The 21,543-nt window shown below is 57.3% G+C and carries 21 protein-coding genes; 5 read left to right on the forward strand and 16 right to left on the reverse strand.

Annotated features, from left to right (window positions below; all coding sequences use genetic code 11):
- Positions 1–2: 2 nt before the first annotated feature.
- Positions 3–1,430 (reverse strand): cytochrome c oxidase accessory protein CcoG, encoded by a 1,428-nt coding sequence (gene ccoG / locus ACR0JG_RS04745; protein WP_170398610.1) that lies wholly within the window; start codon positions 1,428–1,430, stop codon positions 3–5.
- 111 nt (positions 1,431–1,541) lie between these two features.
- Positions 1,542–2,420 (reverse strand): LysR family transcriptional regulator, encoded by an 879-nt coding sequence (locus tag ACR0JG_RS04750; RefSeq protein ID WP_170406517.1) that lies wholly within the window; start codon positions 2,418–2,420, stop codon positions 1,542–1,544.
- 101 nt (positions 2,421–2,521) lie between these two features.
- Between ACR0JG_RS04750 and ACR0JG_RS04755 the strand changes: the two genes are divergently transcribed.
- Positions 2,522–2,680 carry a hypothetical protein gene (locus ACR0JG_RS04755; protein ID WP_170406520.1) on the forward strand — a complete coding sequence of 53 codons (159 nt, stop codon included), beginning with the start codon at positions 2,522–2,524 and terminating at the stop codon, positions 2,678–2,680.
- Positions 2,681–2,831: 151 nt separating this feature from the next.
- Here ACR0JG_RS04755 and ccoP read toward each other — a convergent pair whose 3' ends face one another.
- Genes ccoP through ccoN form a run of 4 tightly spaced genes read right to left on the reverse strand, consistent with a single transcriptional unit; the run spans position 2,832 to position 6,266 of the window.
- Positions 2,832–3,695, reverse strand: coding sequence for a cytochrome-c oxidase, cbb3-type subunit III (gene ccoP, locus ACR0JG_RS04760; RefSeq protein WP_170398621.1), 864 nt, complete (start codon positions 3,693–3,695; stop codon positions 2,832–2,834).
- The gene (locus ACR0JG_RS04765) at positions 3,692–3,904 is read right to left on the reverse strand and encodes a cbb3-type cytochrome c oxidase subunit 3 (protein ID WP_170398624.1); all 213 of its coding nucleotides are present in this window, start codon (positions 3,902–3,904) and stop codon (positions 3,692–3,694) included. The genes ccoP and ACR0JG_RS04765 overlap by 4 nt, the downstream gene beginning before the upstream one ends.
- An 11-nt stretch (positions 3,905–3,915) precedes the next feature.
- Complete coding sequence (gene ccoO / locus ACR0JG_RS04770; RefSeq protein WP_170398627.1) at positions 3,916–4,644, reverse strand: cytochrome-c oxidase, cbb3-type subunit II; 729 nt, start codon at positions 4,642–4,644, stop codon at positions 3,916–3,918.
- A 14-nt stretch (positions 4,645–4,658) separates the two neighbouring features.
- Positions 4,659–6,266 carry a cytochrome-c oxidase, cbb3-type subunit I gene (ccoN, locus tag ACR0JG_RS04775; RefSeq protein ID WP_170398630.1) on the reverse strand — a complete coding sequence of 536 codons (1,608 nt, stop codon included), beginning with the start codon at positions 6,264–6,266 and terminating at the stop codon, positions 4,659–4,661.
- Positions 6,267–6,458: 192 nt separating this feature from the next.
- Here ccoN and ACR0JG_RS04780 point away from each other — a divergent pair, with 192 nt between their 5' ends.
- Positions 6,459–7,298, forward strand: coding sequence for a universal stress protein (locus tag ACR0JG_RS04780; protein ID WP_170398633.1), 840 nt, complete (start codon positions 6,459–6,461; stop codon positions 7,296–7,298).
- A 42-nt stretch (positions 7,299–7,340) separates the two neighbouring features.
- Here the strand turns inward: ACR0JG_RS04780 and ACR0JG_RS04785 are convergent, their stop codons facing one another.
- Together ACR0JG_RS04785 and fnrL are read right to left on the reverse strand one after the other, a co-directional pair.
- Positions 7,341–7,595 (reverse strand): GlsB/YeaQ/YmgE family stress response membrane protein, encoded by a 255-nt coding sequence (locus ACR0JG_RS04785; RefSeq protein ID WP_480563104.1) that lies wholly within the window; start codon positions 7,593–7,595, stop codon positions 7,341–7,343.
- Positions 7,596–7,634: 39 nt separating this feature from the next.
- A complete protein-coding gene (gene fnrL / locus ACR0JG_RS04790; RefSeq protein ID WP_170406526.1) occupies positions 7,635–8,378 on the reverse strand; it encodes a transcriptional regulator FnrL in 744 nt (247 codons plus the stop codon).
- 61 nt (positions 8,379–8,439) lie between these two features.
- On the opposite strand from fnrL, the gene hemN reads away from it, so the two are divergent.
- Together hemN and ACR0JG_RS04800 are read left to right on the forward strand one after the other, a co-directional pair.
- Positions 8,440–9,795 carry an oxygen-independent coproporphyrinogen III oxidase gene (gene hemN, locus ACR0JG_RS04795; RefSeq protein ID WP_170398643.1) on the forward strand — a complete coding sequence of 452 codons (1,356 nt, stop codon included), beginning with the start codon at positions 8,440–8,442 and terminating at the stop codon, positions 9,793–9,795.
- A 213-nt stretch (positions 9,796–10,008) separates the two neighbouring features.
- Positions 10,009–11,934: an elongation factor G gene (locus ACR0JG_RS04800; protein ID WP_170801443.1), complete on the forward strand. Its 1,926-nt coding sequence runs from the start codon at positions 10,009–10,011 to the stop codon at positions 11,932–11,934.
- 22 nt (positions 11,935–11,956) lie between these two features.
- Here the strand turns inward: ACR0JG_RS04800 and ACR0JG_RS04805 are convergent, their stop codons facing one another.
- The 5 genes from ACR0JG_RS04805 to ACR0JG_RS04825 all read right to left on the reverse strand — a co-directional run bounded on the left by ACR0JG_RS04805 (position 11,957) and on the right by ACR0JG_RS04825 (position 18,328).
- Complete coding sequence (locus ACR0JG_RS04805; RefSeq protein ID WP_170398649.1) at positions 11,957–13,534, reverse strand: ABC transporter ATP-binding protein; 1,578 nt, start codon at positions 13,532–13,534, stop codon at positions 11,957–11,959.
- Positions 13,531–14,637 (reverse strand): ABC transporter permease, encoded by a 1,107-nt coding sequence (locus tag ACR0JG_RS04810; protein WP_170609197.1) that lies wholly within the window; start codon positions 14,635–14,637, stop codon positions 13,531–13,533. Before ACR0JG_RS04810 ends, ACR0JG_RS04805 begins: the two co-directional genes overlap by 4 nt.
- Positions 14,638–15,732, reverse strand: coding sequence for a microcin C ABC transporter permease YejB (locus ACR0JG_RS04815; protein ID WP_170398655.1), 1,095 nt, complete (start codon positions 15,730–15,732; stop codon positions 14,638–14,640). It abuts the gene before it with no gap.
- Between the two features lies 1 nt (position 15,733).
- A complete protein-coding gene (locus ACR0JG_RS04820) occupies positions 15,734–17,644 on the reverse strand; it encodes an extracellular solute-binding protein (protein ID WP_480567834.1) in 1,911 nt (636 codons plus the stop codon).
- A 174-nt stretch (positions 17,645–17,818) separates the two neighbouring features.
- Positions 17,819–18,328 carry a c-type cytochrome gene (locus ACR0JG_RS04825; RefSeq protein WP_170398660.1) on the reverse strand — a complete coding sequence of 170 codons (510 nt, stop codon included), beginning with the start codon at positions 18,326–18,328 and terminating at the stop codon, positions 17,819–17,821.
- 121 nt (positions 18,329–18,449) lie between these two features.
- On the opposite strand from ACR0JG_RS04825, the gene ACR0JG_RS04830 reads away from it, so the two are divergent.
- Positions 18,450–19,283, forward strand: a complete 834-nt coding sequence (locus tag ACR0JG_RS04830; RefSeq protein ID WP_480567836.1) for a prephenate dehydratase — start codon at positions 18,450–18,452, stop codon at positions 19,281–19,283.
- A 116-nt stretch (positions 19,284–19,399) separates the two neighbouring features.
- Here the strand turns inward: ACR0JG_RS04830 and ACR0JG_RS04835 are convergent, their stop codons facing one another.
- Genes ACR0JG_RS04835 through nudC form a run of 3 tightly spaced genes read right to left on the reverse strand, consistent with a single transcriptional unit; the run spans position 19,400 to position 21,402 of the window.
- The gene (locus ACR0JG_RS04835) at positions 19,400–19,897 is read right to left on the reverse strand and encodes a GNAT family N-acetyltransferase (RefSeq protein WP_170508813.1); all 498 of its coding nucleotides are present in this window, start codon (positions 19,895–19,897) and stop codon (positions 19,400–19,402) included.
- Between the two features lie 14 nt (positions 19,898–19,911).
- Positions 19,912–20,379: an SRPBCC family protein gene (locus ACR0JG_RS04840; RefSeq protein WP_170508814.1), complete on the reverse strand. Its 468-nt coding sequence runs from the start codon at positions 20,377–20,379 to the stop codon at positions 19,912–19,914.
- A 39-nt stretch (positions 20,380–20,418) separates the two neighbouring features.
- Positions 20,419–21,402 carry an NAD(+) diphosphatase gene (gene nudC / locus ACR0JG_RS04845; RefSeq protein ID WP_480567838.1) on the reverse strand — a complete coding sequence of 328 codons (984 nt, stop codon included), beginning with the start codon at positions 21,400–21,402 and terminating at the stop codon, positions 20,419–20,421.
- Positions 21,403–21,543: the final 141 nt, after the last annotated feature.

The raw sequence follows: 21,543 nt of genomic DNA on the forward strand, positions 1-21,543 counted from the left end.
TCTCAGCTTCCTCGTCCGTTGAAACTGGTATCCTTGTAGGCCCGCTCACCACTTTCCAGATCTTCGACCCAAATGCGAACCGATGTGCTGTCAGCCGCTGCAGGGGCAGTACCCTGCGGAGCGGTGATATAGACGCGGGTCAATTGTGCCGTATCTGCAGTGACATTAACAGTCTCGCCTTCAACACCTTCGATTTCAATCTGCAGCGAAGGATCGCCAGCAATCGTCAGTTTGAATGGCCGATCCTCGCCATGTTTGTTGCGCAGGCGTACATCATAGGTGTTACGGATCGTGCCATCTGAGAGGGTAACGAAAGTCGGGTTCCGCACCGGCGCAACCGTCAAATCGATATCCGAACGAATGAACAGCGCAAAGAGCAATGCAAATCCGACCAGTGACCATAGCGCCGTGTACAGGATCGTGCGCGGACGCAGGATGTGTTTCCAAACGTTTTTGGGTGGCTGACCTTCGCGTTCGCGGGCCTCATCACTCAGCGCCATGTAATCGATCAGACCACGGGGCTTGCCTATCTTGGCCATCATGTCATCGCAGGCGTCGATGCAAAGTGCACAGGTAATGCATTCCAGTTGCTGACCGTCTCGGATGTCGATCCCTACCGGGCAGACATTGACGCAAGCCATACAATCGATGCAATCGCCCAGCTCGCTGTCAGCCGTACGTTTGCCTTTGCCGCGTGGTTCACCCCGCCATTCGCGATATCCGACGACCAGGGTATCCTCGTCCATCATCGCGGCCTGTATGCGCGGCCATGGGCAGGCATAGATGCAGATTTGTTCGCGTGCAAAGCCACCGAAGAAAAACGTGGTGCCGGTCAGAATCAGCATCGTCGTATAGGCCACTGGATGCGCGTTTCCGGTGACCAGATCACGCGCCAGAGTTGGTGCATCCGCAAAATAGAAAACCCAGGCGCCACCGGTCGCGAGCCCGATGAAGAACCAAGCGACCCACTTGGTCAGGCGCAGCCGCGCCTTGCGGAAATCCAGCTTTTTCTGCCTGTGCAGACGCAGGCGCGCATTACGGTCGCCCTCGATCCAGCGCTCGACAAGGATATACAGGTCCGTCCAAACCGTCTGCGGGCAGGCATATCCGCACCAGACCCGCCCAAGCGCCGAGGTGAACAGGAACAGACCCAATCCTGCCATGATCAGCAGCCCAGCGACGAAATAGAACTCGTGCGGCCAAATCTCGATCCAGAAGAAATAGAAGCGGCGGTTCGCCAGATCCAGAAGAACGGCCTGATCCGGAAGGCTTGGACCGCGATCCCACCTGATCCAAGGCGTCACATAGTAAATGCCCAGCGTCACCGCCATGATGATCCATTTCAAATTGCGAAACGGGCCGGACACACGTCTCGGGAAAATCGGCTCTCTGGCGGCGTAGAGACTGGGGGTGGGATTGGAATCGCTCACAGGCTGGCTCCGCAACTGGCTATTCTGAGTGTGTGTTCTTCCAGATCACGAGGCAAGGGACTTTGACATGGGTCAAAACGCGCATCGAGCAGACACCTTTAGACGCGTGAATTACTGCTGGCTTCGCGCTTCGCGCCTCAGCCAGTTGATGAAGATTTTCACGGATCGCCTAAGAGCTTGTTTTTGCGTAACTATATGATACCCGCGCGTATCCGGCTCGGCGAACAGTTCGACGATGCGGCCCGCTTTGATGTCCGCTTCGACGAATTGTCGCACAGTGACGGTGACCCCTTGCCCAGACCGCAAACCATCCAGCAGCAGGTTACCGGGAAGCTGCGTACGCCCCGCGCCGCGTTCGGGTCCGACACCTCGCTCAGTCAGCCATTTTGTCCCCTCAGTCGTGCCAATTTCCTCAAGCCACGGCAACTGCGCAAGTTCTGCCGGGGACCAATCGGTCTTGTTACCCAATAGTGTGGGAGAGGCGACGATGACCATCGGCGTCTGCAACAACATCTCACACTCCACCCCCGGCCAACCGCCGGCGCCATAACGGATCGCTACATCCACGCCACCCGGTTGCAGCTCGACCACCTCAAAGGTTGGATCTAGGATCAGGTTTACGTCGGGATGCGTCGCGCGGAAACTCGGCAGTCGCGGCATCAGCCAAGATGCAGCGAAGGAAGACGTCAGCGACACATGAACCGGGCGGTCCTGAGCCGAGCGAGCCAGATCACCCACAGCAGCCTCGATAGCACCAAATCCAAGCTGCAGGGCACGGGCCAGATGCTCACCTTCCGCGGTAAGTGTCAGCGCTTTGCCCGTTCGGTCCAGCAGAGCCGCGCCCAGATGTTTCTCGAGCGCGCGAAGCTGCTGACTGATTGCAGCGTGGCTAACATTGAGCGCAGCACCGGCCTCGACAACACTTCGCTTCTCAGCGAAGGCTGCAAAGGCCCTGAGAGAGGCCAACGGCGGCAGTGATAGCCAGTCCATATGTAAACCCTACTTACACATTGAAATGGTAATTGAGTCGCATTCGGCGTGCGAAAGGTCAATCTTAAAGCTCAGAAACAACTCTGCACAGGAGGGAAACCATGCTGATCGTATTCGCCAGATCTTTTTTGAACGCGACACGCATCAATACGCCTCACATCTACGATGCGCCAAAGCCGGGCCGTCGCAAGCGGCGCTGGTTGCCCGAACATCATTGGTGGAGAGAAAACCCGCGCGATGTAAATCTGAACGATCTTTGATACTGGATTGAATGCCGTATCTGGACCGGCAGAGATTGCAGCCCTATTGTTTGAAAATCGGCACCGGCTGTTCTGGAAACGCGCGAACAGATGGAACAGCCGGTGCCTCGACCTTCGGGCGGGAGACCGCCCGGAGGTGTTCTTTTAACCCTTACTGACCGCCACCCAACTGGTGGACATAGGCCGTGACAGCGCGAATCTGCGCGTCGGTCAGGCGATTCTCCCACGGGGGCATCACACCAAAGCGGCTGTAGGTGACCGTCTCGGTCAGGGCCTCTTGGCTGCCGCCGTAAAGCCAGATCGCATCGGTCAGATTCGGCGCGCCCTGGGAAACGTCGCCTTTGCCGTCATCACCGTGGCAAGCCGCGCAGTTGTCTTCGAACACAACCTTGCCTGCCTGCGCCGCCGCGTCATCGGTCTGGGCGTTAGTCAGGGACATGACGTATTGAACCACTTGAGTGATCTCATCCTTTTCGAGGATCTCACCAAAGGCCGGCATCTCGGAATAGCGCGCGTCGTCGCTTTCCTCGTTCCGGATGCCATAGGCGATGGTGTACTCGATATCCTCAAGCGAGCCGCCCCACAGCCAGGCATCATCCAGCAGGTTCGGGAAACCCGGCGCACCCTGCGCGCCCGATCCGTGGCACTGCGCACACCAGGTTCGGAACACAGCGCCACCAGAGTTAACTGCGTATTGTTGCAGCTCCGCGTCGGCCGAGATTTCTTCCAGCGGTGTTTCCACCAACTTGGCATTCCACGGCGCATTCGCTTCTTCGAACGCGACCATTTCCTGCTGCACCAGCTCGCGCGAGGACCAACCCAGTACACCGGCGGTTGCCGATTGAACCAAGGGCCATGCGGGGTACATGATCGTGTAGATCACGCCCCAAATGATGGTCGCGTAAAAGGTCCAAAGCCACCAGCGTGGCATCGGATTATCGAATTCCTCGATTCCGTCCCAGCTGTGACCCGTGGTGTTAGGATCACCCGGCTGTTTTTCAGGTGTCTTACTCATTGCCGCGCCTCCTTGGATGTGGCGGGTTTGTCGTCGCCCCGACGGGGCGCTGGGGCATCAGCGTGCCGGAACGGGATGTTGGCGGTGTCCTTGTATTCCTTGCTGGCACCAGGGCGGAAAACCCAGATGATGATGCCAATAAAAAACGAGAACAGGAGCAGCAACATCCAGCTATCCGCGAACTGCCTTAGAATTGTGTATAGTTCCATCACACCCTCCTTTAACGGCTTGCGTCCGGGGTGAAGGTCGAGAAATCGACCAGCGTGCCCAGCATCTGGAGGTAAGCAACCAACGCATCCATTTCAGTCAGCTCGGGCTGACCGTCAAAGTTGCGCACATTGACCTTGTCGCCATAGCGTTCCAACAATCCATCATAATCGCTGTCCGGATCGGCCTGCGCCCGAAAATCGGCCTGCGCCTGTTCAAGCATCTCGTCGGTATACGGGGTGCCGACCACGGCATTTGCCGCCATGATGTCACCGATATACTTGCCGTCTAGCTTACGATCCTCAAGGAAGCCGTATTTCGGCATCACCGATTCCGGCACCACCGATTGTGGATCGCGCAGGTGGTCCACCTGCCATTGATCCGAATACCGGCCACCGACGCGGGCAATATCCGGCCCGGTGCGTTTGGATCCCCATTGGAACGGATGATCATACATGGATTCAGCCGCCAGCGAGTAGTGGCCATAGCGTTCAACCTCATCACGCATCGGGCGGATCATCTGGCTGTGGCAAACATAGCAGCCTTCGCGCAGATAAACCTCACGCCCCGCCAGTTCGAGAGGGGTGTAAGGGCGCATGCCCTCCACCTTCTCGATGGTGTTCTCAAGATAGAACAGGGGCGCGATCTGTACGATGCCACCGATAGTTACGACCAGAAAGCTGAAGATCAGCAGGAGGGTCGCGTTGGTCTCGAGGATCTTGTGTTTGTCGAGAATTGCCATTGCTCCGGCCCTCCTTATTCAGCCGGGACCGCGACGGTCAGGCTGGCCTCTTTGGCCGGCGCTTTCCGTACAGTCATCCACAGGTTGTAGCACATGATCAGCGAGCCAGCGACGAACATCACGCCACCCAGCGCACGCACCACATACATCGGGAACTTCGCGGCAACGGTGTCAGCGAACGAATTCACCAAGAAGCCATTGGCGTCCACTTCACGCCACATCAGGCCTTCCATGATACCGGTGACCCACATCGACGCCGCGTAGAGAACGATGCCAATGGTGGCGAGCCAGAAGTGCCAGCTGACCAGCTGCAGCGAGTAAAGACGCTCACGCTTCCACAGAACAGGGACCAGGAAGTAAAGAGCACCAAAGGTGATCATACCGTTCCAGCCCAGCGCGCCCGAATGTACGTGACCGATAGTCCAGTCGGTATAGTGGCTGAGGCTGTTCACAGCGCGGATCGACATCATCGGACCCTCGAACGTGGACATGCCGTAGAAGCCGACCGAAATCACCATCATCCGGATCACTGGGTCAGTGCGTAGTTTGTCCCATGCACCCGACAGGGTCATCAGACCGTTGATCATACCACCCCACGAAGGCATCCATAGGATCACCGAGAACACCATGCCAAGGGTCGAGGCCCAATCAGGCAGCGCAGTATAATGCAGGTGGTGCGGACCAGCCCAGATATACAGGAAGATCAGCGCCCAGAAGTGGATGATCGACAGCTTGTAGCTGAATACCGGACGCTCAGCCTGTTTCGGGATGAAGTAGTACATCATACCCAGGAAACCGGCAGTCAGGAAGAAGCCCACGGCGTTGTGGCCATACCACCACTGGATCATGGCATCCTGAACACCAGACCAGACGATGACCGATTTCGATCCCCAGATGCTGACCGGGATGGTCATGTTGTTGACCAGGTGCAGCATGGCGACAGTCACGATAAAGGCCAGATAGAACCAGTTTGCCACGTAGATGTGCGGCTCTTTCCGCTTGATGATCGTGCCCAGATAAACAGCCAGATAGGCAACCCAGACAACGGTCAGCCACAGGTCAACGTACCATTCAGGTTCGGCATATTCTTTCGACTGCGTTCCACCAAGTATATAACCGGTTGCCGCAAGCACGATGAACAGCTGATAGCCCCAGAATACGAACCATGCCAGGTTTCCACCCCAAAGTCGCGCAGCGCTGGTGCGCTGTACGACATAGAACGAAGTTGCGATCAACGCGTTACCGCCAAAGGCAAAGATAACCGCCGATGTATGCAAAGGCCGCAGACGCCCGAAATTAAGATAGCCCTGCGCCCATTCGAAGTTCAGCGCCGGAAAGGCTAGCTGGAACGCAATAAAAGTCCCTGCCAGGAACCCGACTACCCCCCAGAATGCGGTTGCGATCACGCCGTAGCGGATCACATCATCCATATACTCACCAGAGCGGTCGACGAGGATATCTGGCTCTTCCGTGTTTCTAAGCGTCCAGATGAACAGACCGCCGGCGATCAACATCACCAGAATTGCGTGCACCTGATACGCCAAATCCCGTGCGTAGTTAGAGCCGATGGCTGCGAACAGCACCACCAGCCCAAGCACGATCAGCTTGATGTAATTTGACATATTGCGTCCCTTTGCCATGCCTCGCGCGATTCTTCGTGTCACGCGAAACCTTTTTGACTGCATGCTGTAATGCAGCGAGGTCGCCTTTGACGCTTTGATCTGCATCAAGACAAGCCCCTGTTTTCTGTGAGAGGTATTTTGCAGAAACAGACACGCGCTGGCAACGGACAGCGCCGGAAACATGAGGTCGACATGGCATTTAAATCTCTTCTTACGGTCATGACGGAAACCAAGCTTTCTCAGAACGCACTGGCACAAATGGTGGCATTGGCAGAAGGGCAGGACGCCCATGTCGAAGCGTTGTGTCTTGGCGTCGATCGCAGTCAGACCGGTTATTATTATGCCGGTGCAAACGCTTTGATCCTGCAGGAGACCCTGAGCCGCGCCAATGCCGAGGCGGACGAGATACTCGCCTACGCTCAGGATTATCTGGGTAAGTCGGGCGTGCGCTGGTCCGCTGAAAACGGGGTAGCTCAGATCGCTGATCTCGGGCGACATGTCGCACGTCGCGCGCGCTTTTCGGATCTCGTGGTATTGCCGCGACCTTATGGAAAAGACCGCGACGCAGAAGCTGAACCCATCGTCGAGGCCGCCATGTTCGAAGGCCATTCGCCGGTGCTGTTAGTGCCCGATGATAACAAACCGATTTCGGCCCCAAAAACCGTCATGGTGGGCTGGAACGAAAGCGTCGAAGCGATGCGCGCCATCCGTCGCGCGTTGCCATTCTTGAAGCAGGCCGAACTCACACGGATTGTCGTGATTGATCCACCGCGTCATGGGCCGGATCGATCGGACCCGGGCGGTCTGCTATCTCAGATGCTGGCGCGACATGGGGTGAAGTGCGAAATCGACGTGCTCAGCAAGACCATGACGCGCGTCTCGGACATCCTCAATCGCCACGCTGCCGATACCGAGGCCGATATGATCGTTATGGGGGCCTATGGCCATTCGCGCTTTCGCGAGGCCATTTTGGGCGGTGCGACCCGCAATATGCTGGAGCAATCAGAAATCCCCGTGTTTCTGGCTCACTAACGACGCCAACAAACGCAAAAGCCGTCCGTCTCTGGTGCGGCTTTATGTCTTGCGGCTCAGGCCGATCAGGAACAGCAGGATCACCGCGCCGATAGTGGCAAAGAAGATCGAAGAGATGAGCCCTCCGCCAACCGCAAAGCCCAGGGCGGGAAAGATCGTGCCCGCCAGAAACGCACCGACAATCCCGACTATAACATTCCCGATCAGGCCGAACCCACGCCCTTCCATGATTTTTCCCGAAAGCCAGCCAGCAATCGCGCCGATGAACAGCATGGCGAGTAAACCGCTAAATTCCATAAGGGACTCCCAATTGTTCGAGGGCGGCGGGCTGAGGCATCAGACCAGAAATCCGCCATCGGTATCGTCGCCCGCCTCTTCCATTAGGCGCCCCATATCGGGGATTGTTACATGGCGTTTACCTTCCAGAGTAATGACCTGATCTTTCTTCAAGGCGGAAATCTGCCGGCTGACAGTTTCCAGGGTCAGCCCAAGATAGTCGGCCATCGCCTCGCGCGTCAGTGGCAGGTCAAAGACAATCGGAGCTACCATTCCGGCTTGATGAATCGATGCGTCCCGGCGCGCGATGATCGAAAGCAGGCTGGCAATCTTTTCCCGCGCCGTCTTGCGCCCAAGCACCAGCATCCACTCACGGGCCGCATCCAATTCGTCCAACGTCATTTCCAGCAGGCGCTGCGAGATGTGCGGCGTCGTGATCATCATGTCCTCGAACGGCTTTTTGCGGAAACAACACATCATCAGATCGGTGGTCGCCACCACGTCGTATGGCGCGTTGTCTCGTCCAGGGCGACCCACGAAATCGCTGGGCAGCAGCAGGCCGACCATTTGCCTGCGCCCATCCTCCATCGTCTGTGTCAAAGACGCGATTCCCGACACGACCGAGCCGACAAAATTCATCGGATCGCCGGACCAGATGATCGTCTGCCCCGCCTCAAAGCTGCGGTAGTACTTGATGTTCTCAAGCTCTTCCAGCTCGTCCTTTTCGCAATGCGCGCACACCGCACGATGCCGGATCGGGCATTCTGCGCAATTGGTGTGGTCGAATTGGGCCTTGAGTGTCATTCGCGCTTCCATTTGATTTCGGTCAAAGTACCCTGGGCCCTCCAGCTATAGTCATATCTTTATGACACTGAAACCTCAACTGGCACGGCTTGGACTTTTTGACGCGAAAGTACCGCGTTACACAAGCTATCCCACCGCACCCCACTTCAGCAATGACGTCGGGGCTGATCTGTTTAGCGACTGGATTTCCGGGATTGCTCCGGGCAGTTCAATCTCGCTTTACATCCACGTACCCTTCTGCCGTCGTCTGTGCTGGTTTTGCGCCTGCCGGACACAAGGCACCCAGACGGATAACCCGGTCATCGCCTATGTCGACGTGCTAAAGGCCGAGCTGGATTTGCTGGCGGCACGCCTGCCAGAGGGTGTTACATTGTCGCGGCTGCACTGGGGCGGCGGCACGCCGACGCTGTTGAATGCAGACCTGATGCGGGATCTGGCCGCGCGAATCCTTGAGATTGTGCCTTTAGGCCCAGACGCCGAGTTTTCCGTCGAGATCGATCCGAATGAGATCGACGAAGCCCGGCTGGATGCACTGGCCGAAGCCGGGATGAACCGCGCATCGATCGGTGTTCAGGATTTTGACGACGAAATCCAGAAAACCATCGGTCGCATTCAAAGCTATGACACCACCCGCGAAGCAGCCGAGATGATCCGAGCGCGTGGTATATCCAGCCTGAATGCGGACATCCTTTATGGCCTGCCCCACCAGACCAAGGCGCGCATGACCGAAAGTGTGCAAAAGCTGTTGTCGCTGAACCCTGACCGGGTCGCACTCTATGGCTACGCGCATGTGCCGTGGATGGCCAAGCGCCAGCAGTTGATTCCATCAGATGCCCTGCCCACACCGGAACAGCGACTGGAACTTTTTGAAACCGCCCGGCGACTGTTCCTATGGGACAATTATGCCGAGATCGGGATTGACCACTTCGCGACGCAGGACGATGGGCTGACCCATGCGCTGCGCGCTGGACGATTGAAACGGAATTTCCAAGGCTACACGGACGATCAGGCCCCAATCCTGATTGGCTTGGGTGCCAGCTCGATCTCACGCTTCCCGCAAGGATATGCGCAGAACGCACCGGCAACCTCGGCTCACACGAAGGCCATTCGCGAAGGGCGGTTCTCGACGTCGCGCGGGCATTTGTTCAAAGGTCAGGATGTTCTACGGTCGCGTCTGATCGAAGCATTGATGTGCGATTTCCAAATCAACTCGGCCGAGATTCTGCGCGATTATGACATTTCAACTGCGGAACTGCAGCAAATGTACGCAACAGCAAACGCGGCCTTCGACGGGTTGCTACGCGTGGATGAAAACGGATTGTTCATACCGCCCGAAGCACGTGCGCTGACCCGCATGATCGCGCGCAGCTTTGACACGTATGATCTGAGTAAGGCTGGGCATAGTTCCGCGATCTGAACACTCTTCGGCAGGTCGTTTTTCGCGACCTTCCCTTACAAACCGGCACGGGGGCTTGACGCATGCCTTCGGTTTTCTCCACACTCAAGGGGTGGAGAGATCCACCTCTTCACAGCCTGAGGCAGGCAAACGCAGACAGTTCTTGCCGACGCGCATGCGTTCGACAGCCCTTTTCGTGCAGCCATACTGCAACCTGAAAGAGGGACAGCACTCATGCGCGTTTTCACCGTCCTCGGCCCCAGCCAATCGGGCAAATCCACCTTGGTCGAAGCGATCAGCCGCCTCGACGGGCGGCCCACCACATTCGATGTTGCCGGAACCGTGCATCTGCACGGTTTTTCTTATTTAAACGAACCGTGGTGCGCGGTGGACGTGGACGGAGGCGGCGATGCGCTAGCCTATGTCGGCCCGGCCATGGCGATCTCGGACGCAGCAGTTGTGGTTGTCCCACCCGATCCGGATGCCGCCGTTCTGTGTGCCCCGTATCTAAGGTTGGTCGAAGAGGCGGGCATTCCCTGCTTCTTGTTCATCAACCGCATGGACAGCCCCAATGGCCGCATCCGCGACATCGTTGCTGCGCTGCAGACCTATTGCACCCACCACATCGCTCTGCGGCAGGTGCCGATCCGGGACGGAGACACCATTATCGGCGCAGTCGATCTGATCTCGGAGCGCGCCTGGAAGTATCAGGAGGGGCAGCCCTCGGCCCTGATCGAGCTACCGCAATCAGCGGAAGACCGCGAACAGGAAGCACGCACCGAGTTGTTGGAGACCCTATCGGATTTCGATGACAATCTGCTGGAGCAACTGATCGAGGACAAACAGCCCCCCAGCGAGGAGGTCTACGAGCTGGCTGCACAGGTCTTGCAGAACCATCAGCTGATCCCGGCTTGTCTGGGTGCCGCGAGCCATGGCAACGGTCTGACCCGTTTGATGAAAGCACTGCGCCATGAAGCGCCGGAATTCAACATTGCAGCTGACCGGGATGAGGCCGAAGAAAACGCCCGCGCCATTGCTGGCTTTGCGGATGTGAAGAAGCATATCGGCAAGATCACCGTATTGCGCGGTCTGGGCGACGGCGTGAAAGCTCATGAATCCCTTGGTGGCGAAACTGTTGGAAATCTGACAACCTTGGACGCCAAGACCCAGATCAGCGCGCTTGAAGCCGGACATATTGGCCTTGCTGTCAAATCCGACCACCTTAATCCTGGCTTCATCTATGACAGCGCGGCGGCAACGCCGTTGCCGGAATGGGCCTCATCCCATCCTGCCGCGCATCGTCAGGTCGTATCGCCTGCGCATGAGCGAGACGACGTGCGCCTGTCGAATGCGTTGACCCGGCTGGTTGAGATCGACCCCGGCCTGCATCTGGAGCAAGACGAGCTGAGCGGTCATTCCATTCTGGGCTCACAAGGTCCGCAGCATATGCGGCGCGTGACCGCCAAACTCGCCGAGGATTTTGGCATCGAGATCGAGGCCGAGGCCGCCGGAACCGCCTATCGCGAAACCATTCGCACAAAGGTCGATCATCGCCATCGCCACCGCAAGCAATCCGGCGGTGCGGGGCAGTTTGCCGATGTGGTCATATCCATCGCTCCGCTGCCGCGCGGCTCGGGGTTCCAGTTCGAGGAAGTGGTGAAAGGTGGGGCCGTACCCCGGAATTACATTCCTTCGGTTGAACACGGGGCCAAAGACGCATTGATCGAAGGGCCTGAAGGCTTCCCAGTTGTGGACGTCAAGGTGACACTCAGCGACGGCAAACACCATAACGTGGATAGTTCCGACTATGCTTTCCGCACCGCTGGCAAGAATGCCGTGCGCGAAGCGCTACCCGAGGCGAAACCCGTCGTCCTGCAACCTATCCTGAACGCCGAAATCCATCTGCCCTCAACCTTCGTCGGCGATCTTGTCCCGACGATCAGCTCGCTGCAGGGGCAGGTTCTTGGGTTTGAAGGCAACCCCAACGCCTCAGGCTGGGAAATATTTAATGCGACACTCCCCGCCGTGGCCGAGGATGAACTGCACCGCACACTTGCCAGTGCTACCCGTGGGACCGGTTGGGTCAAACTACAATTCGATCACTATGAAGAGCTACGCGGCCCCGTTCCCGCGTCAGCCAAAAACAAGGAAATAGCCTGACATCAAAGGCGCGGGCTGCGTATCAGCCCGCTGCCGCGATCAGTTCGCGCGTGTAATCGGTCTGGGCGTGTTCGAACAAATCTTCGGCAGCTCCCATCTCGACGACATCGCCGTTTCGCATGACGATTACGTTATGTGACATCGCGCGCACGACCTTCAGGTCGTGGCTGATAAACAGGTAGGCCAGCCCGTATTTCCTTTGCAGGTCACGCAGCAGGTCAACGATCTGCACCTGCACGGTCATGTCCAGCGCACTTGTAGGCTCGTCCAGAACCAGCAGCTTGGGCCGCAACACCATGGCGCGGGCGATGGCGATCCGCTGTCGTTGCCCGCCGGAAAACTCATGCGGATAGCGGTCCATCGCAGAGGGGTCCAATCCGACCTCGTTCATCACTTCGGCCACCAGATCGCGCGGGGCGCGATGAGGATCGACCTTATGGATGGCCAACCCCTCGGCGATGATCTGCATGCAGGTCATCCGCGGGCTGAGGCTGCCGAACGGATCCTGAAATACGATCTGCATGTCCTTGCGCAATCGCCGCAACTCGCGCGTTGACCAGCGGCGCACATTCTGGTCGCGGAAAGTGATCCCGCCCTCGGACGCGATCAGACGCATGATCGCCAGCGCCAGCGTCGTCTTGCCCGAGCCGCTCTCCCCCACGATCCCAAGCGTTTCCCCGGCACGGACGCTGAGGGTCGCGTCGTTGACGGCCTTCACATAGCCTACGGTCCGTTTCAGGAAACCGCGCTGGATCGGGAACCAGACTTTCAGGTGATCGGTGCGGGCTACCTCTTCGGCATCCGGGGCCACCGGGTCGGGGTGCCCGGACGGCTCGGCCTCCAGAAGCTTGCGAGTATAGGGGTGTTGCGGGTTGTCGAAAATCTCCGTTGTCACTCCGGCTTCGACAATTTCACCGTCCTTCATCACGCAAACCCGGTCGGCGATGCGGCGGACGATGCCAAGGTCATGGGTGATGAACAACATCCCCATGTTCTCGGACTTTTGCAGTTCGGCCAGCAACTCCAGAATCTGCGCCTGGATGGTGACGTCCAGCGCCGTTGTCGGCTCATCCGCGATCAAAATGTCCGGCTTGTTCGCCAACGCCATCGCGATCATCACGCGTTGACGCTGCCCGCCGGACAACTGGTGCGGATAGCTGTCCAGCCGTTCCTCGGGGTCTCGGATGCCGACCTTGGTCAGCAGTTCTACAATCCGTTCCCGTGCCTCATCGCCGGTAACGCCCTGATGCAGAGCCAGCGATTCCGCCATCTGTTTCTGGATCGTGTGCAATGGATTGAGCGAGGTCATCGGCTCCTGAAAGATGAAACTAATGTCGTTGCCGCGCACGTCCATCAACCTGTCTTCGGACGCGCCGATCATCTCTTGCCCTTCATAAGTGACCGAGCCTTCGACAATTGCGCTATCACCCAGCAGCGACACAGTGCTCAACGCCGTCACGGATTTGCCCGAGCCGGATTCGCCCACCAAAGCCACCGTTTCACCCCGATCGACGGTAAAGGACACGCCTTTGACTGCCGCACTCACCTGCCCGTCCTGCCGGAACGAGACCTTGAGGTTGTTCACATCCAAAAGGCTCATGAGAAGGTCTTTCTGGGATCAAACGCATCGCGGACGCCTTCAAAAATGAAGACCAGCAGCGACAGCATGATGGCAAAGGTGAAGAAGGCAGTGAAGGCCAGCCACGGTGCCTGAAGGTTCTGTTTCGCCTGCAAAGTCAACTCTCCAAGCGACGGGGCTGAAGACGGCAAACCGAAGCCAAGGAAATCCAGCGAAGCCAGCCCACCGATGGTTCCAGTCACGATGAACGGCATGAAGGTCAGCGTGGCGACCATCGCATTAGGCAGCATGTGGCGAAACATGATCGTCATGTTACCCACGCCCAGCGCCCGCGCGGCACGGACATACTCCAAATTTCGTGCCCGCAGGAATTCAGCGCGCACGACGCCCACCAGTCCGGTCCAACTGAACAGGATCATCAGAATCACCAAGAGCCAGAAACTTCGCCCAAGAATCGCGAACATGATGATAATGACATAAAGCGAGGGTGTCGCCGACCAGATCTCGATAATACGTTGGAAGATCAGATCCAGCCAACCGCCAAAGAACCCCTGAATGGCCCCAGCAAAAATGCCGATCAAACTGGCCACACCGGTGACGAGTAAAGTGAACAGGATCGACAGGCGGAAGCCATAGATGACACGAGCTAGCACATCTCGCTTGGTGTCGTCAGTGCCGAGCAGATTCTGACCATTAGGCGGCAGCGGTGCAGCGCCCGGGCGGTCCACGCTGGTGTTGAAGGAATACGGGATTGGAGGCCAGATGGCCCAGCCTCGCTCAAACCCATCCGCTTCGAACGTGCCCGCCTTGATTTCGTCGATGATACCTTCGGGGTTGTCGAAGCACTGATCCAATCCGCCGCTATCGATCAGGCACATGACCTCGGGGTCGCGATAGATCGCCTCGGTCTGGAAATCACCGCCGAACTCAGTCTCGGCGTAAAAGTTGAAGACTGGCGTGTAGATTTCACCCCGGTACTTTACCAGGATCGGTTTGTCGTTGGCGATGAACTCGGCAAACAGCGATAGGCCGAACAACACCGAGAAGATGATCAGCGACCAGAACGCCCTGCCATTGCGCCGGAAGTTGCGCCAACGGCGCTGATTGAGAGGGGAGAGTGCCATTTACCCCTCCCGCTTTTCGAAATCGATACGTGGGTCAACGAGCACATACATCAGATCGCTGATAATGCCGACGACCAGCCCCATCAGGCCAAATATGAAAAGCGTACCAAAAATCACCGGATAGTCGCGCGCCACTGCGGCCTCAAAGCCCAGACGCCCAAGACCATCGAGCGAGAAAATGGTCTCGATGATGATCGATCCACCGAAGAACACACCAATGAATACAGCAGGGAAACCTGCAATCACGATCAGCATCGCGTTGCGGAAGACATGACCATACAGCACCTTGCTTTCACTCAAACCCTTGGCGCGAGCGGTCATCACGTACTGCTTCTTGATCTCATCCAGAAACGAGTTCTTGGTCAGCAGCGTCAGCGTCGCAAAGGCCGAGATGGTCAGCGCGATTATCGGCAAAGCGATGTGCCAGAAATAGTCAGTAATCTTCCCAAACAGGCTGAGGCTGTCCCAATTGTCCGAGGTCAAACCCCGTAGCGGGAAAATCTGCCAGTAAGAGCCACCGGCGAACAACACCAGCAGCAGAATGGCAAACAGGAAACCGGGGATCGCATAGGCCACGATGATCGCACCGCTGGTCCAAGTATCAAAGCTCGACCCGTCCTTGATCGCCTTGCGGATACCTAGCGGGATCGAGACCAGATAGGCGATCAGCGTCGACCACAGACCCAGCGAAATAGACACCGGCATCTTTTCCAGCACCAGATCAATCACACTGATCGAGCGGAAATAGCTCTCGCCAAAATCCAATGTCAGGTAGTTGCCCATCATGCCTAGAAAGCGTTCCAGTGGCGGTTTGTCGAAGCCAAACTCTTTTTCCAGTTCAGCGATGAATTCGGGCGGAAGGCCACGCGCACCGACGTATTTGTCATCAAAGGCACCACCTGCGGGCTCGGCCCCGGCTCCGGCATCGCCACCACCAGCGAACCCAGCAAAGACGTCGCCCTGCCCTTCGATCTGCGCGATGATCTGTTCAATGGGACCACCGGGCACGAACTGCACCAGCGTGAAGTTGACGATCATGATGCCCAGAAGGGTCGGAATGACCAGCAACAGGCGTCTTAGGATATAGGCGCCCATGTTATCGCAGCGCGCCTTTGGCTTTCAGGTCAGCCTCTTTCTCGGGGTTGATCCACCACAGATCGAGATACCCAAGCGAGAATGGAGGCAGGTTTTCAGGGTATTCGTACATGTCGTAATAAGCCGTCCAGTAATCCGCCACATACCCATCGGGAATGACGAAGAACTCATAACGCAAGACACGATCCAACGCCATCAGCGCAGCATCCTGTTCTGCCTGATTTGTCGTGTCGAATGACGCTTCGATCACAGCGTCAACAAGCGGGCTGGCAAGACCGGCAGGGTTGAACAAGCTAAACGCGGCTTCTTCCGAACCGTACATCTGACTGAGACCACCACCGGTCGACAGGAACGAGCCATAGCGGTTCGAATATACCATATCATAATCACGCTCACGCCGCCGCAGGGTGAATTGAGAAGGATCTACCTTCTCGGCCGAAGCATCCACACCGATCGACTGCAGGTTCTGCACATAGGTCTCGATCATGGTGGCGGTCGAGGTTGGAATGCTCGACGCATACGGAATATTGACCTTCAGCGTCTGCCCATCGGCATTGCGGCGCAGATTGCCGTCGCCGACGGGCCAACCAGCCTCGTCCAGCAGTTTCGAGGCTTGCCGCAAATTGCGACGGTCGTTCAACCGAGCTGGATTGGATTCGTGGACGACAAGCGCAGGCTCGCTGAACACCTCGGCCGGAACCACGTCACCCAGCGTTTCCAGAAACGCCAGTTCGGCACCCTCCGGGACGCCTGTCGCTTCAAGATGTGTCCCCTGCACAAATGAACTGCGCGGTGCGTTCAGACCGAACATCAGCGATTCATTTGCCCATTCGAAATTGAACGCCAGCGCCAGCGCTTTACGCACATTCTTGTCGGAAAATTGAGGCTTGCCCAGATTGAAAACGAAACCCGACGGCGTCGGTGGGCTACCATCCACGATCTCGTCCTGCACGACAAACCCTTCGCTGAGTTTCGGGAAATCGTAACTAGAGGCCCAGAGCTTGGGGTCACTTTCGATACGCATCGTGTATTCGCCCGCCTTGAACCCTTCGAAGGCGGCGGTTTGATCCGCGAAATACTCGATCCGGATAGTGTCGTAATTGTTGCGGCCTATGTTGATCGGCAGATCCTTGCCCCAATAATCGTCGCGACGCTTGTAGACAATACGGCGGTTGATGTCATAGCTGTCCAGTTTGTAAGGACCTGAACCAACGGCGACCTCCAGCCGCGGTTCGTCCAGACGACGGCTTTCATCGGCCTCGAACCAGGCTTTTGAAAATACCGGGGTCGACCCGACGGTTTCGATCAACCCGCGCCGGGTGACATCCGGACTAAAAGTAAATTTTACAGTGTGGTCATCCAGAGCTTCAGCCCCTGTAACCATGCGCCCGACGGCTTGCGCATAAGACGGCAAACCCTGCTCAATGAACAAACGATGACTATAGACGACGTCTTCGGCAGTCACCGGGGTGCCATCCCAGAACATAGCTTCGGGGCGCAGATTGAAGATCACATAATTGCGCCCTTCGTCATATTCCATACTTTCCGCAACAACCCCATAATACTGCCCAACACTGTCTGCGGTGCTTTCGATCAGCGGGTCATATTGAAGCGTGGTCAAAGCGCCTGCCCGCCCCTTGCGCGAATAAGGGTTCAGGGAATCAAACGTACCTGAGCCCGCCAAAGACAGCTCTCCGCCCTTTGGTGCGTCTGGGTTGACGTAGTTCAAGTACTGATAGTCCGCCGGATAATCCAGATTTCCGAAATAGGAATACCCGTGGCTGCGCGTGACGCCCTCTTCATTGGCACGGGCAGGATCGCTGCTGCCCAGAACCAATGTCGCCGAAATCCCCAAAGCCGCAGCCCAAGCGTGAATTCCGGTAAAGCGCATCTGGGGCAGAAGGGGTTTCATCAGGCTCGTCCTCTGAATTTCTGTCATCTTCATTGTCGTGCCCGCCAGCTAAAGGTCCAGCACTGTCAGTTGCAAGTTTAGAATGCGTGAACGCTTTGTGAAGTTCTTCTCAGACAAAAAATAAAGCCGCTGCGCAAGGCAGCGGCTTTCAATCCTGCAAATCTGATCAACAGATCAGTTGCCGATGGTCTGCAGATACGCAATCAGATCGGCGCGTTCTTGTGGTTTTTTCAGGCCAGCAAAGCTCATCGAAGTGCCCGAGATATAGGCGCTTGGGCGTTCCAGGAACGCGTCCAGGGCTTCGGGTGTCCAGTTGCCACCATGCGCCTGCATCGAGGCCGAATAACCGGTAAAGCCTTTAGCTGAGGCAACCGGGCGATCTACGACACCATAAAGGTAAGGACCTGTACCATTGGCGCCGTCTTCCAGTTTGTGGCAAGCGGTGCACTTGCGGAATACGCGCGCGCCTTTTTCCGGATCGGCTGCAGCCAACATATCTTCAAAGACTACTTCTTCGCCGTCCGCGCTTTCGCCCGAGCTTTCGGTTTCGATAATGTAAGCAGCTTCGGCAAGATGGCTGTCAGAGCTATAGAGGACATCCGCCCCCCATTTTGCCAGAAGCAACACCAGGAAGGTGCCAAACAAGCCGGCTGCGGCTTTGGTAACTGTCATCGTGTCGAACATTTTGATCGCGTGTCCATTTCAGCTGTCTGCGGGGTGTCTAAGGCTTCCCCTGAGAAGACGCAAGGTATAGACACCGCGACTAAACGCCCAATTCAAGAACTTGTTGCACGGAAACGACCAAATGACCAATCGCATAGCATTTCAGGGAGAACCCGGCGCATACAGTCACGAAGCCTGCCGGAACGCGCGACCGGATATGGACGCCCTGCCCTGCCGCACTTTCGAAGATGTGATCGAATCAGTGCGCTCAGGTGAGGCTGATCTGGCCATGCTACCGGTGGAAAATACCACCTATGGTCGTGTGGCCGATATTCACCGCCTGCTTCCGCATAGCGGGCTGCACATCATCGACGAAGCATTTGTGCGCGTGCACATCAACCTGTTGGGCGTACCGGGCGCGACTCTGGCGGATATCACTGAGGCGCATTCCCACCTCGTCTTGCTACCACAATGCGCAGGTTTCCTGAAGCAACACGGAATTCGTGGCAGGGTCAGCCCGGATAATGCTCGTGCCGCACGCGAGGTCGCCGAGATCGGCGACAAACACTCCGCAGCGTTAGCCAGTGAGCTGGCAGGTGAGATTTACGGCCTCAACGTTTTGGCCCGTCACATTGAGGATCAGGGCGACAACACGACCCGTTTTCTGGTGATGTCTCGTGAGGCCGACGAATCGCGCCGTGGTGATCACGGCATGATCACAAGTTTTGTCTTTCAGGTGCGTAACATCCCGGCAGCGCTGTACAAAGCGATGGGCGGATTTGCCACCAACGGAATCAACATGACCAAGCTGGAAAGCTATATGGTCGACGGGTCCTTCACCGCGACCCAGTTCTATGCCGATATCGTGGGTCATCCATGCGATCGAAATGTGCAACTGGCGATGGATGAGCTTGAGCATTTTACCACCAACGTAGAAGTCCTCGGCGTTTATCCGGCGGCGCAACCCCGTGGATAGTGCGGGTAATTGGCTCGCCCCTTCAAAGGAACGGCCTGGATAGGCGGGGCAGCTACGCTTGCACCTTAGAACAGTGATTAGAGTCCTTCGGTGCGACATCCTGAAAGTGCGGCGGACTACGGGTTGGTCACTCCGGTCCCCATGCGATAGACCTTGCAAATCGCGCCATCCATCTGCCGGTACTCTCTGAATCCCATCGCCTCATAATAGCCAAGGCCGTCGAAATTATTGGCCCCGATCGTAGCATCGATAGCGGGCAATCCCTGCTGCCGAGCGGCTTGAAGAGAACGTTTGAACAACGCCCGACCGATACCACATCGCGCAGCGGACGGTTTGATATGCGTCCCAATGATGCCCCACCCGACCGCAACGCCATACGGGTTGTTTCGGGTGGCAAGCTTCAACGACTGGAAACCCAGTATTTGTCCGTCCGGCGCAACGGCAAGGCTACACTGAATCCGCTCAGGGTCGCAGATGTAATGCGTCAGTGCAAAGGCGCTGTCGGCGGGCTTGGTCCGCTTTCCAGCCGCTACAAGCGCTGTTAGCACACCGGACAAGCCATCCGCATCGGCTTCGACAGCGTCGCGTATGATCGGTCTCGTTAAAGTGCTCATCTACTTCTCGGTTGTCAGACACCATGGAGGTGTCGTTCCTCCATATCGCGCGCGAATTCGCTGAGACGGGTCTGGAACTGCCGCCTGAATCGGGATTGCCCTAACTTCAGGGATTGAAGCAATAGGCGGGCGGGCAGCGTTTTCGCACCCAGCGATGTTTCAACGCGCAGCCGTGTCCGACGTTGGGAAAGCGCCAAAAGCTCGATCACCGTGTCGCCGTTCATTCCCTTGCTGCTGGACTGGAACCGCATCAAGGACGGGCGGTCGCATTCAGTCATCTCGATAATGATATGACGTGGCTTGCCACGTATCTTGAATTCGGTCTCCCAGGTTATTCCGGCCTGCGGCACAACCGACCCCGTGACCCGACGCACATCGACCCCGCGCCGTAAGGCTTTGCGTTCGAAGCGCTCAAAATCCGAGACCATCGTGAAGACCGTCTCGATCGGGACGTCGATATCTTCCTGCGCTGAAAACTGCATGTTTGCTTTTCTCTGCCCTAGATTGGGTTCAGTTTCTCGTCAGTCCAACGTGTCTGCAAGCCAGTGTTGCAACAAAAAATGTGCAATTGCACCTTTTCGGGCGGGCAGCAGCTTGGGGTGATCTCCGGCGAAAGCCTGCATCATCTCGGTCCGGGTGACCCAGATCGCATCCTCGATCTCGACCGGGTCGATCTGGATGTCGCGCGATAAGGCCTCGCCCGCACATCCGAACATCAGGGATGCGGGAAAGGGCCAGGGTTGGCTGGCGAGATAGCTCACCGCACCCACGGGCACGCCCGCCTCTTCCATCACCTCGCGCCGTACAGCGGCTTCCAGCGTTTCACCGGGCTCAACAAAACCGGCCAAAAGCGAATACATGCCTTCGGGCCAGCCCGGAGAGCGCCCCATCAGCACTGAATTGCCACGGGTAATCAACATGATGACCACGGGATCGGTGCGCGGGAAATGCTGGCCGCCGCAGGCAGGGCAACTGCGCTGCCAACCACCCTGAGACATCTCGCTGCGGGCACCACACCGGGCACAGAATTGATGGGTTTCGTGCCAGCCGATCACCGCCTTGGCGGTTGCCGCTATCTCTGCGTCTCGTGAATTGAGGCGCGTCATGATGCGGCGCAGTTCGGCAAAGACATACCCCTCGGGCAGATCAGGGTGCTGCTGTTCGCTGCGGTCGACAAAATCTCCGACACCGGACAAATCCAGCCCCTCAGCCGCCCAGCCCGAGATGTCCATGGCAAAAAGCGGCGAACCATCCTCGGATTTTCCAAGGAAAATCGGCTGCTCAATCACGCCGCCCGGACCCTGTTCGAGGATCTTGTGCGTCATCGGAAGCCGGACGAGCCGGTCCAGCGCCTCACCCTCAACCAGCAGTTTACCGCGCCAAAGCAACACACATGTTGCCAAAGGATCACGATAAACCTGTGCCAGTTTGTCCGCGTCGCCGCGCAGTAAACCTGCCCGATCCAGTGCCGAGCCGCCAAATGTCACCTGTTCTGCGCGTTTCATGCCTGCCGTTCCTGAGTGCCGCGCAAAGGGCTGCCACGTCTTACCTGATCGTGCAACGGGTATCGACCAAACATTTTTCGACCCTGCCGCGGAATGACCGCAGCATCGCCCCGGAAATTGCATTAAATCGACCTCATGGTG

Source organism: Ruegeria sp. AD5 (assembly GCF_056542345.1).

What these genes read in the sequence shown, in the direction of transcription:
- ACR0JG_RS04750 (WP_170406517.1), bottom strand. Translation starts at nt 2,420, where the DNA reads ATGGACTGGCTATCACTGCCGCCGTTGGCCTCTCTCAGGGCCTTTGCA.
- ACR0JG_RS04755 (WP_170406520.1), top strand. Translation starts at nt 2,522, where the DNA reads ATGCTGATCGTATTCGCCAGATCTTTTTTGAACGCGACACGCATCAAT.
- ccoP (WP_170398621.1), bottom strand. Translation starts at nt 3,695, where the DNA reads ATGAGTAAGACACCTGAAAAACAGCCGGGTGATCCTAACACCACGGGT.
- ACR0JG_RS04765 (WP_170398624.1), bottom strand. Translation starts at nt 3,904, where the DNA reads ATGGAACTATACACAATTCTAAGGCAGTTCGCGGATAGCTGGATGTTG.
- ccoO (WP_170398627.1), bottom strand. Translation starts at nt 4,644, where the DNA reads ATGGCAATTCTCGACAAACACAAGATCCTCGAGACCAACGCGACCCTC.
- ccoN (WP_170398630.1), bottom strand. Translation starts at nt 6,266, where the DNA reads ATGTCAAATTACATCAAGCTGATCGTGCTTGGGCTGGTGGTGCTGTTC.
- ACR0JG_RS04780 (WP_170398633.1), top strand. Translation starts at nt 6,459, where the DNA reads ATGGCATTTAAATCTCTTCTTACGGTCATGACGGAAACCAAGCTTTCT.
- ACR0JG_RS04785 (WP_480563104.1), bottom strand. Translation starts at nt 7,595, where the DNA reads ATGGAATTTAGCGGTTTACTCGCCATGCTGTTCATCGGCGCGATTGCT.
- fnrL (WP_170406526.1), bottom strand. Translation starts at nt 8,378, where the DNA reads ATGACACTCAAGGCCCAATTCGACCACACCAATTGCGCAGAATGCCCG.
- hemN (WP_170398643.1), top strand. Translation starts at nt 8,440, where the DNA reads ATGACACTGAAACCTCAACTGGCACGGCTTGGACTTTTTGACGCGAAA.
- ACR0JG_RS04800 (WP_170801443.1), top strand. Translation starts at nt 10,009, where the DNA reads ATGCGCGTTTTCACCGTCCTCGGCCCCAGCCAATCGGGCAAATCCACC.
- ACR0JG_RS04805 (WP_170398649.1), bottom strand. Translation starts at nt 13,534, where the DNA reads ATGAGCCTTTTGGATGTGAACAACCTCAAGGTCTCGTTCCGGCAGGAC.
- ACR0JG_RS04810 (WP_170609197.1), bottom strand. Translation starts at nt 14,637, where the DNA reads ATGGCACTCTCCCCTCTCAATCAGCGCCGTTGGCGCAACTTCCGGCGC.
- ACR0JG_RS04815 (WP_170398655.1), bottom strand. Translation starts at nt 15,732, where the DNA reads ATGGGCGCCTATATCCTAAGACGCCTGTTGCTGGTCATTCCGACCCTT.
- ACR0JG_RS04820 (WP_480567834.1), bottom strand. Translation starts at nt 17,644, where the DNA reads ATGAAACCCCTTCTGCCCCAGATGCGCTTTACCGGAATTCACGCTTGG.
- ACR0JG_RS04825 (WP_170398660.1), bottom strand. Translation starts at nt 18,328, where the DNA reads ATGTTCGACACGATGACAGTTACCAAAGCCGCAGCCGGCTTGTTTGGC.
- ACR0JG_RS04830 (WP_480567836.1), top strand. Translation starts at nt 18,450, where the DNA reads ATGACCAATCGCATAGCATTTCAGGGAGAACCCGGCGCATACAGTCAC.
- ACR0JG_RS04835 (WP_170508813.1), bottom strand. Translation starts at nt 19,897, where the DNA reads ATGAGCACTTTAACGAGACCGATCATACGCGACGCTGTCGAAGCCGAT.
- ACR0JG_RS04840 (WP_170508814.1), bottom strand. Translation starts at nt 20,379, where the DNA reads ATGCAGTTTTCAGCGCAGGAAGATATCGACGTCCCGATCGAGACGGTC.
- nudC (WP_480567838.1), bottom strand. Translation starts at nt 21,402, where the DNA reads ATGAAACGCGCAGAACAGGTGACATTTGGCGGCTCGGCACTGGATCGG.